Below are 10,526 nucleotides of genomic sequence, written 5' to 3'. Positions count from 1 at the left end.
AGGTGCAGCTGCAGGTGCTGCTGCTGCCATAGCAGTAGTTTCCATAGCTTCGTCGATGTCAACATCTTCTAAAGCTGCGATTAAAGCTTTGATTCTAGCATCATCAGCTTCAATTCCTGCTGCTTCAATAATACTTTTAACATTTTCTTCGTTAATATCTTTTTCTGCACTGTGCAAAATCATTGCCGCATATATATATTCCATGTTATCACCATTAGTTTAATTTAAAGTGTTAGTTTTTTATAATAATATAAAATTTTAAGTTTAACCAAACAGAGCTCCTAACCCAGCTGCTGCTGTTTCTTCACTATCTTCTTCTTCCTCTTCTTCCTCTTCTTCTTCGACAACTTCCTCTTCGACTGCTGGAGCTGCTGCTACAGCAACACTGGAAAGTTTTTCAGCTAATTCGTCATCGATAGCACCAGGTGCGTCAGCAACTTCGGATGCTAAAGCTAACATTTTAGCTTGTGCTAAACCAATGATTGGTTCTGAAGTTTCAGAGGTCATAATTGCTGCTTGTACACCGACATTGATTGCTCTGGTGTATGCGAGAGTAATAATAGTGGAAATAGTTTCCTCAGTAGGAATAGCTGCGTTTACAGATAAGTTGAATGCATTTCTGAATGCATTTTGTACGTCAGCTAGTGTTTTTTCTTCATCGATTGCGAGTAGATCAGAAGTGTAAACAGACCCTTCTTCGTATACTGCTTTTAAATCAATTCCTACTTCCATCGGATTAATATCCATTCTTGATAAGGTTGCTGCAACTTGTTTAGATACTTCTTCACCAGCTGCGACTACAACGGTTTCCTTTTGAACGCATATTTTTCCTTTGTCGATTTTTGCAGGAATTCCTACTTGTTGCAATTCACCTAAAAATGGACCTGGTTCAAATCCGGTGTCCCCTTCAGGTACAATAATATCTTCAGGTGCAATAGTTCCCGGTTTAGCAGGAGCTGAAGTTTTGCTGTCTTCCAATATTTTGTAAAGTTTGAAAGGATTCATTTCGGTTGCGATAAGTGCAACTTGACCATCCATATGTTCAGATAAATCGACAATGTTGGTTTTTTCAGCATTGCAATCTTCAAAAGCTAAATCAATAAGGTTTTTCTTAGCCATCCTGAGTACAGCTTTGCCTCTGAGAGATTTTCTCATTTCTTGAAGCTGTTTTGCAGGAATGTTTACCAAGTCGACAATACCGATAACATCGTATTCATCGATTATACCTTTTAGCTCTTTAACTTCTTCCTTTTTCCATTCAGCAACATGAGCCATTAGATCACCCTCACTACTGGTCCCATAGTTGTTTTAATAAACATGGACTTTATTTGACTTCTTCCTTTTTCTAAATTGCGGTCCAAGACTGTAAGAACAGTTTCCACATTTTCAGCTATATCCTCGTCTGACATGTCTTGGCTTCCAACAACAACCTGAATACTAGCTTGTGTTTTTACGCCAACTTTGACAGTACTTTGTAATCTTTCTAAAAGAGGATCCAGTTTGATACTTGCAGGCACAGGTTTTGGCATTTTTCCACGAGGACCTAATACAGGACCGAGGAATCTACCGACGAGTGGCATCATATCAGCTTGAGCTATAAGGAAATCAACGGAGTTAGCCATTTTTTTGGCAGCTTTCCTGTCTTTTCCAAACTCTTCTAAATCCGGTTTGTTGATTACAACGTCAAGACCAGCATCTTTAGCTTGAACAATGAGTTCCCCATCAGCTATGACTCCGATTTTAACATCTTTGCCACGGCCGTTAGGAAGAGTAACTTCCTCATTAAACCTATTTTCTGGCTTTTTGACATCTAAGTCACGGATGTTAATGATAACATCTACGGACTCAGTGAAGTTTCTCGGCTTTGATTGTTCTTTAGCCTCCTTCACCGCGTTTACTACATCTTGTGTCATTAATTCATCCCCCATGAACATTTTCTGTTCATTGGATTTTTTTCGGTTTCATGAGATCGATTACAAGAAAAAAATTCTTAAACGATTGCATGAATTAAAAACAGTATATCAATTATAATTAACTTATAACATCATATACACTGTATTTATTAACTTAATTTAAATTTTAAAATACGACATCTATTCGTTTAAAATATCGTCGTATACTCCAGCATCAACATCTTTTTGTGCTTCTCTTGGGTCTTTACCATCAACAGATAATCCCATACTTACACAGGTTCCCATAACTTCTTTGACACCTGCTTTGTAATCGTTTGAAAGTAATGAATCGAATTTCATTCTAGCGATTTTCAAAGCGGTTTCGATAGGGACATCATTGATGATGTCTAAACCTGGTTCGTGAGAAGCTTTTTCGATGCCTAATTCTTCCATGATAAGTGCAGTTGTTGGAGGAGTACCAATTTCGATTTCGAATTCTTTGGTGTCTCTATCAACGCTGATGATTACAGGCACTTTCATTCCTGCAAAGTCAGCACTTTTTTTGTTGATTTCTTCAACGACTTGCATCATGTTAATACCGAGAGGTCCTAAAGCAGGTCCTAATGGTGGCCCTGGAGTAGCGGTTCCACCTTCGATAAGAACTTCGACTGTATCTTTAGCCATCAGTCAGCCTCCTTTTGAATTATTCTAATTTGATCAGCTTTAACAGTAACCGGGATAGGTACTGCCGCTTCTATTAACTCAAGAACGACTTCTTCACGTGATTCATCAATACGAACCACTTTTGCTCTTTCACCCTTAAACGGACCAGAAATAAGTTCAACGATACTTCCTTTTTGTATAGAGGAAATAATAGGTTCTGGCTTTAAGAATCTTTTGACTTCCTCGAAGGTAATTCCAACACTACCTTCGACAACCCCTCTTAAATGCTGTACCTTCAAGTCAGGGTTTCTGAGATCTATTTTTGTTGAGGATTCAACCAAAATATATCCCTTTAAAGATTCCGGAACAAGAATTGATGAAATGCCTATGCCATCAATAGTTCTGGCTTTACGGGCTAGAAGCCTTGCAACATTTCTTTCTTGACCGGCTGAGGTCTTAAGAGCATATATGGAACTGTTAGTATCTTCCATCAAAAATTCACCTATTTTTTAAATTTTTACTTGTTAATAAAATCATACATTAAGTTAAAAAATATTATAAAAGCCATTAATTTTCAGAAAAGTAATGTCTGAAAAATAAGATTTCTATAATAGTAATAAATATGGTAACTAATAGTATATAAAAGTTTTCAAAAAAACGATATTTTTCGAGAAAAAATATGCAACAAAAAAATAAAGGATCAAAAAAATAAAGGGGGATTGGTTTTACAAACCAATCAAGTAACCTAAACAGACGATAAGGTAACCGATACCGCCTACGACAACAACTCCAAGAGCTGAAATCTTGGCCAAATCAAGATATTCGTTACCATCAGGTTTCCTTGATACTTTTAATACTCTTTTTGCGTCTTTAATAAACTTGTTAAAATCTTCCTGTACATTCATTTGAATACCCAAATTAAAAAATTTATAATCATAAAAATATAGTAATAAATACTATATGATTTATCCATTAATAAAGCTTTGTATTTTTACAAAAATAAAAGAAGATAGAATTAGAAAATTCCATCAATAAAATCGTCTAACTGGTCATTAGCTGTGTCGGATTCAGGTTCTTCATCGACATATTCAATATCTGGTGTGTCTTTTGAAGAGTAATTGGATTTGATGCCTGAAACGACCACAGTGGTCCTGACAATATTTTGGAGACTTTCATCGATTTGAGTACCCCAAATGATGTTTGCCTCAGGATCGAGCTTGTCAGCAACAACCTGAACGATTTTTTCGGCTTCGTGTAATGTTAAATCAGAACTACCTGATATGTTGACCAAAGCACCGGTAGCATTTGAAATATCAATGTCCAGTAACGGGCTGCTTAATGCTTCGTGTACGGATTCTAAAGCTCTGTCGCCAGAATCGGATTCACCCATACCAATCATAGCCATTCCGGAACCGCTCATAATGCTTCTGATATCAGCAAAGTCCAGACTTACAAGACCTTTCTTGGTAATGAGTTCTGTGATACCTTTAACTGCTCTTCCCAATATTTCATCGGATACCATGAATGCCTTGTTTAAAGGCAGGTTTGGTGCAACTTCCAGTAATTTGTCATTAGGAATTATGATAACAGTATCAGCAGCTTCCTGAAGTTTTTCCAGACCTTGGTCTGCATTTTCTCTTCTTTTGATACCTTCAGCAGAAAATGGCAAGGTAGCTACAGCAACGGTCAATGCACCTAATTTTTTAGCGATCTTTGCAATGATTGGTGCTGAACCGGTTCCGGTTCCTCCACCAAGACCGCAGGTGACAAATACCATGTCTGCGCCTTCCAGTTCGTTTCTGATTTCATCTTCACTTTCTTCAGCGCATTCTTCACCTACAGATGGCTCTCCACCTGCACCTAATCCTTTGGAGGTTTGTCTTCCTAAAAGGATTTTTTTAGCTGATTGACTGTAAAATAAATCTTGAGCATCAGTATTTACTGCAATTGTTGTTGCTCCTTCGATACCCATTTCATTTAATCTTGAGATGGTGTTGTTTCCTGCGCCTCCGGCACCAACAACAAATATATTAGTTTTAACACCTTGCATTATTCCTATAAGCTCTTCATCGATGTCTGAAGAGAAATTTTCAGGTGTATTTTCTTCCATTCTTTCTTCGGATTCTTTGATTGCATCATCTATAAATTTCACAACTTAACCCCACATACTCTGCTATTTTAAATAATTGTTAAATATTTCTATTTTTACTTATATTTAAATGCAACTCATCATTATATAAATATGAAAAAAATTTTCCTAAAATCTGGAAAATGTTTAATCTTTCGGCATTGCAATAATCTCATGAAACTTCATGTCGAACAGGTTTTTGGCATTTACAGGTGTCAGGATAACTGCAGTGTCCACACCTTTGCCTCTTCCGCCGATTGCGATGATCTTTTCGCCGACAGGCACCAATCCGGCATCAGCGGCCATGATTGAAATTTCAGCGGAAACCTTGATACCGTGGGAGAACATCCTCAATGTATCTGCAACGACGTCCAATGGTGAAAATCCGCCATACTTGTTTGTAACTCCTCTTGCAGCTCCGCTGAATGCATGAGCTCCGATATATGTTTTGATTCCAACATCCTCAAGCTTTTTGATCATTTCATCGGAAATGTCTGCAACATTGTCTTCCTTAAATCCCATGTGATGAGTTACGTTTATGATTTCAACATCCTCATCTTCAAGAGCGCCATACAATTTCATTGCTGACTCTCCGGTTGATGAAGCTATCAGAATTCTTTTTATGTCGCCGGAAGATTCAAGTTTGTCCTTAACCGCACTAATCAGGTCGTCTGTATAGTCGTTTCCTTGCTCTTCGAAATATGTGATAAATTTTCTTTCCATATTTATACCTCTTGAATAGATAATTATTTAAAACTCTATCATATTATATATTTAATATCAATTTTTAATAAAGATTTTTATGCAAACCGACGAACTCGAAAATATAAAACATGTGATAAATGGAGATTACATCGTAATTCCTATTGAAACCGGTTATATCAAACCGAATGACAACCTGGATTCAATAATCCAACCTGCAAGGGAATTGATGGAGGACAATGATTATCTGGTCATTGCAGAAACTCCAATTTCAGTCTCACAGAACCGTCTTGTCGACGAATCCAAATACACACCATCCCTGACCGCAAAGTTCCTCACAGTCGTGTGGAGCAAGTACCTGTGGGGCTATGTTTTCGGGCCGGTCCTTGGAATAAAAAAGAGAACCATCAAGAACCTGAGGAAGCTTCCGAAGGAAACCGAAGCCCACAAGGAAGTGGTCCTTCAGTTGTATGGCCTCAAGCATGCGCTCAAGCCTGCCTCCGAAGCGGGAATAGATTTGAGCAATGCACCTGGAACTTTCGTTTCCCTTCTTCCCGAAAATCCCGAAAAGGTGGCATGCGACATCAAAAGGGAAATCGGAAAGGACGTCTGCGTGATGATCATCGATACCGACGCAACCTACATGAAAAACGGGAAATATTTCACAGGCCTTCCGATAGCCATAGACGGAATCGATGCCGACAACGGATTTTTCGGATACGTGAAGGGGCAGCTGTCCGAGAACATGGGGTCAACACCATTGGGCTGCAGCGAGGACATTGATGTTGAAACCGGACTCAAAATAGCCAACATCGCCGAGGACTATCAGAAATCACTTTCCACCGAAATGAAAACCATACATAGCGTCAAGGAAGTCCTGGGCTCTGAAATCGATGAGGTTACAATCGAAGACCTCGATTCCATCGTCCACACGCCGGCAGTCATCATCAGAAAGATTAAATGATTTCGCAAAAACGGTGGGGTAAGAAAGTTTTATATTAATCGGTTTACATAAATATTAAATTAATATAAACTATAACGGATTTGAGTTTTGTGAATGTAGACAGTATCGCTAAATATAGAAATTACTTATTGCCCATCATGGATTGCGTTTCAATCGTTCTGGGCTATTATCTCGTATCAGTGCTTATTACCGATTCGTTTATGATGCGTCCTACAAGCGTCGTGACCAGAAATGAAATTCTGATAAGCATCGTCATTGCAATAATTGTTTTTCAGATAATATTCAGGTTATCAAAAAGATATACACACATCATCCGTTATGAAAACAGTCAGGATTACCTGCTCTACATTGTGCTTTCACTGATGTCCTCACTTATCGTGTCAGGGATTGAACACCTGTTTTTGAAAATGAAGAATCCTTCAATCAAGCTTAACCTGCTTGTCGGCCTGGTCATTGGAATAATCATGGTTTCCTACCGTCTCATCCTCCGTTATGTCCTCCTGTCAGATGCTGCGCACAGGGGAAACAGACAGACCCCCGAAAACAAGAAAAGGCTTTTGATAATCGGAGGAGGATATTCCGCCAACAACATAATCAAGACAATCAAGTCCACAATGAGAGGACAGTATGAAATCGTCGGAATCGTCGACGACAACAAGAAGCGCATAGGATACTCCGTTGCAGGCGTGAGAATCATCGGAGACAGAAACGACATCATAAAGATCTGTGAATCCAACGAAGTCGACGAAATCTTCTTTTCAATAGTCAACATCGACAACAAGAACAAAAAGGAAATCCTTGAAATATGCGGCAAAACCAACGCCAAGGTAAAGGTCCTTCCAGGCCTCACAGAACTCATTAGTGAAGAGAATCTCTATCACAGCCTGAGAGATGTGGGAATCGAGGACCTTCTCGGAAGGGACCCTGTCGAGCTTGACAACCAGAACATCAAGAACCTGATTCAGGAGCATGTCGTTCTCGTGACCGGTGCCGGAGGGTCAATCGGCTCAGAGCTTACAAGACAGATCATGATTCACAACCCGAAACAATTGCTTCTGCTTGACAACTATGAAAACAGCCTCTATGACATTGAGCTGGAGCTGAAGACCAATCATCCGAACAATGACATTCGCGCGATTGTTGCAAACATCCGTGAAAAGGAAAGGCTGGATGCAATATTTGAGAAATACAAACCTGAAATCGTATTTCACGCAGCGGCACACAAGCATGTGCCTTTGATGGAGAACAATCCGACAGAAGCAATTAAGAACAACGTATTCGGAACATATAATCTCGTGAACTGCTCAGATGAGTACAATGTCAAACGCTTTATCCTGATTTCCACAGACAAGGCGGTCAACCCGACAAACATAATGGGCGCCACCAAAAGATTATGCGAAATGATTATTCAGGCAAAAGACAAGCAGAGCGATACCGAATATGTGGCGGTCCGTTTCGGAAACGTTCTTGGAAGCAACGGATCAGTTGTGCCACTGTTCAAAAAGCAGCTGGCCCATGGAGGACCGCTGACCGTAACCCATAAGGAAATTACCAGATTCTTCATGACAATACCTGAGGCCGTGGCCCTGGTTCTCCAGGCAATCACCTATGCCGAAGGAGGGGAGATATTTGTTCTAGACATGGGCGAGCCGGTGAAAATCTATGACCTTGCAAAGAGCCTTATCGAACTTTCAGGATACACCCTCGGAGAGGACATGGAGATTGAAATCACAGGAATGAGGCCTGGAGAAAAGCTTTACGAAGAGCTGCTTATGGATGAGGAAAACCTCGAGTCAACCAAGCATGAGAAGATATTCATCACAGAGCCGATGGACATGACAATGGATGACGTTGAAGATAAGCTTGACATGTTCAGGGAAATCCTGAACGATGAAAACACCTCAAAAGAGGAGATTAAAGAGACAATGAAAATATGCGTCCCTACATACAGGGAACCCGATGAAGTTAATGGAGAATAAACTATGAATATACCTTTTTCACCCCCGGACATTACAGATGTAGAAATAGAGGAAGTAATAGCAGCACTCAAGTCAGGCTGGATTACAACAGGACCTAAAACAAAGGAATTTGAACGACAGATTACAGAATACTGCGGAAGCGAAAAAACCGTTTGCCTAAGTGCGGCCACAACCGCCTTGGAGATGACCTTGAGAGTCCTTGGCATCGGAAAGGGCGATGAGGTAATTGTGCCTGCATACACATACACCGCATCATGCAGCGTAATCTGCCATGTGGGGGCGACACCTGTAATGGTCGACAGCCAGGAGGACAGGGAAGAGATGGACTATTCCAAAATGGCTGAAGCGATAACCGAGAAGACAAAGGCAATCATACCGGTCGACATTGCAGGAATATTATGTGACTATGACAGGATATTCGAAGTCATTGAAGCTAAAAAAGATTTATTCACTCCATCCAACGAGATTCAGGAAGCGTTCAACAGGATCATCGTTGTGGCCGACTCAGCTCATGGTTTCGGAGCAATCCAGAACGGCAAGAAATCCGGAACCCTGGCAGATTTCACCTGCTTTTCATTCCATGCGGTCAAGAACCTGACCACCGCCGAAGGGGGTGCGGTAACCTGGAAGGCACATGACGGCGTCGACAGCGAAAAGGTCTATAAGGATTATCAGATATATTCACTTCACGGCCAGACCAAGGACGCACTGGAAAAGACCCAAAAGGGATCATGGGAATATGACATTCTCATTCCGGCCTACAAGTGCAACATGACTGACGTTCAGGCAGGAATCGGCCTTGGCCAGCTTAAGAGATACGATTCACTTTTAGCCAGAAGGCATGAAATCGTGAAAAGGTACGAGGAGCACTTCAGGGGCACAAGAGTCATCATGCCGGAACACACCGGCGAAAACCACACATCTTCAGGCCACCTGTATCTGGCAAGGCTCAGGGACATCACCCTGGAAGAGAGAAATGAGATTATCATAAAGATGGAGGAAGCCGGAATAAGTACCAATGTTCATTACAAGCCGCTTCCATTACTGACTGCCTATAAGAACTTAGGGTTTGACATAAAGGACTATCCTAACGCATATCATCTGTTTGAAAACGAGATAAGCCTTCCGATATATTCAACTCTAAGCGATGAGGAAGTCGACTACATCTGCAGAAACCTGCTGGAAATCCTAGAGGATTATTAAAAAGATAAATTTTTATAACAAAAAAAACAAAAATACTAATAATTTATAAATTTTATTTTAAAGAACTCATAGGGGAAATTAAATGTTAGATGATCCATTAGTAAAGACCTTATTAATCAATGTTGTTGAAGACGAAAGCAATTTACCTATTGTTCAATCATTAATCGACGGTGTCGAAACCGATGAAGAAATTGCCAATAAAACCGGAATAAAATTAAATATCGTTAGAAAAATTCTTTATAAACTTTACGATTTAGGATTAGCTAGTTATAAAAGAAGTAAAGACCCTGAAACCCAATGGTTCACATATACCTGGAAATTCGAAAAAGAAGAGGTCATCAACCGTATCATCAAGGATTCAGAAGACTATCTGAAAATGCTTAATGATGAGCTGGAAAGTGAAGAGAACAACATGTTCTTCATATGCCCTCAGGGCCATGTGAGACTTGACTTTGATGACGCTTCAGACTATGAATTCCTATGCCCTGCATGCGGAGAGGAGCTTGAATTCCAGGACAATGCAGATACCATTAAACAAATCAAAGAAGATATCAAAATGGTTGAAAGTAATTTTAAATCCTTCAGTGAAAAGAACAGATAAAAATGGAAATTGAATTACTTGAAAAGGAGAACACTCCCGAAAATGTTATCGAGCATTGCAAGGCCGTTTATGAAAAAGCTATGAAAATAGCCGCTAATTTTGATAATGTAGATGAAGATTTGATACGTAAAGGCGCATTATTGCATGATATCGGAAGATCCAGAACCCATGGGATAACCCATGCAATTGCGGGAGTTGAAATCGCCAAAACATACGGATATCCCGATGATGTGCTGAATATTATTGAAAGACATATCGGTGCCGGAATCACCGCCGAAGAGGCCGTGAAACTCGGACTTCCCGAAAAGTCCTATGTTCCCCAGACACTTGAGGAGAAGATTGTTGCACATGCGGACAATCTGATAAGCGGCACCAAAGAAGTTGACATTGATTT

General features: G+C 40.1%; 13 protein-coding genes. 5 read left to right on the top strand and 8 right to left on the bottom strand.

The window, feature by feature from the left end; translation table 11 throughout:
- From E7Z79_RS08090 to E7Z79_RS08055, 8 genes are all read right to left on the bottom strand, one after another.
- Positions 1-204, bottom strand: a 204-nt coding sequence (locus tag E7Z79_RS08090) for a 50S ribosomal protein L12 (RefSeq protein ID WP_303739450.1), incomplete at its 3' end; no start/stop codon positions are given.
- Positions 205-264: 60 nt separating this feature from the next.
- Complete coding sequence (locus E7Z79_RS08085) at positions 265-1,275, bottom strand: 50S ribosomal protein L10 (RefSeq protein WP_303739449.1); 1,011 nt, start codon at positions 1,273-1,275, stop codon at positions 265-267.
- Complete coding sequence (locus tag E7Z79_RS08080) at positions 1,275-1,913, bottom strand: 50S ribosomal protein L1 (RefSeq protein WP_303739451.1); 639 nt, start codon at positions 1,911-1,913, stop codon at positions 1,275-1,277. Before E7Z79_RS08080 ends, E7Z79_RS08085 begins: the two co-directional genes overlap by 1 nt.
- A 180-nt stretch (positions 1,914-2,093) precedes the next feature.
- Positions 2,094-2,576, bottom strand: coding sequence for a 50S ribosomal protein L11 (locus E7Z79_RS08075; RefSeq protein WP_303739448.1), 483 nt, complete (start codon positions 2,574-2,576; stop codon positions 2,094-2,096).
- Entirely contained in the window at positions 2,576-3,046 is a 471-nt protein-coding gene (locus E7Z79_RS08070; protein WP_292605964.1) for a transcription elongation factor Spt5, read from the bottom strand. Before E7Z79_RS08070 ends, E7Z79_RS08075 begins: the two co-directional genes overlap by 1 nt.
- Before the next feature lie 234 nt (positions 3,047-3,280).
- Positions 3,281-3,460, bottom strand: coding sequence for a protein translocase SEC61 complex subunit gamma (locus E7Z79_RS08065; protein WP_303739447.1), 180 nt, complete (start codon positions 3,458-3,460; stop codon positions 3,281-3,283).
- 110 nt (positions 3,461-3,570) lie between these two features.
- Positions 3,571-4,707, bottom strand: a complete 1,137-nt coding sequence (gene ftsZ, locus E7Z79_RS08060) for a cell division protein FtsZ (protein WP_303739446.1) — start codon at positions 4,705-4,707, stop codon at positions 3,571-3,573.
- A 123-nt stretch (positions 4,708-4,830) separates the two neighbouring features.
- Complete coding sequence (locus tag E7Z79_RS08055; RefSeq protein WP_303739445.1) at positions 4,831-5,406, bottom strand: pyruvate kinase alpha/beta domain-containing protein; 576 nt, start codon at positions 5,404-5,406, stop codon at positions 4,831-4,833.
- Positions 5,407-5,485: 79 nt separating this feature from the next.
- Here E7Z79_RS08055 and E7Z79_RS08050 point away from each other — a divergent pair, with 79 nt between their 5' ends.
- From E7Z79_RS08050 to E7Z79_RS08030, 5 genes are all read left to right on the top strand, one after another.
- Entirely contained in the window at positions 5,486-6,349 is an 864-nt protein-coding gene (locus E7Z79_RS08050) for a coenzyme F420-0:L-glutamate ligase (protein ID WP_303739444.1), read from the top strand.
- A gap of 137 nt (positions 6,350-6,486) precedes the next feature.
- Positions 6,487-8,328, top strand: coding sequence for a nucleoside-diphosphate sugar epimerase/dehydratase (locus E7Z79_RS08045; RefSeq protein ID WP_303739443.1), 1,842 nt, complete (start codon positions 6,487-6,489; stop codon positions 8,326-8,328).
- A 3-nt stretch (positions 8,329-8,331) separates the two neighbouring features.
- A complete protein-coding gene (locus tag E7Z79_RS08040) occupies positions 8,332-9,531 on the top strand; it encodes a DegT/DnrJ/EryC1/StrS aminotransferase family protein (protein ID WP_303739442.1) in 1,200 nt (399 codons plus the stop codon).
- 82 nt (positions 9,532-9,613) lie between these two features.
- On the top strand, positions 9,614-10,132 hold the full coding sequence (gene tfe / locus E7Z79_RS08035; RefSeq protein ID WP_303739441.1) for a transcription factor E: 519 nt from the start codon (positions 9,614-9,616) through the stop codon (positions 10,130-10,132).
- Positions 10,133-10,134: 2 nt separating this feature from the next.
- The coding region (locus E7Z79_RS08030) for a TIGR00295 family protein (protein ID WP_303739440.1) at positions 10,135-10,526 on the top strand (392 nt) is incomplete at its 3' end.

Origin of the sequence: Methanobrevibacter thaueri (assembly GCF_015062905.1) — an archaeon.
GTDB classification, from domain to species: domain Archaea; phylum Methanobacteriota; class Methanobacteria; order Methanobacteriales; family Methanobacteriaceae; genus Methanocatella; species Methanocatella thaueri_A.
This window is presented reverse-complemented; position numbering and strand designations above follow the sequence as displayed.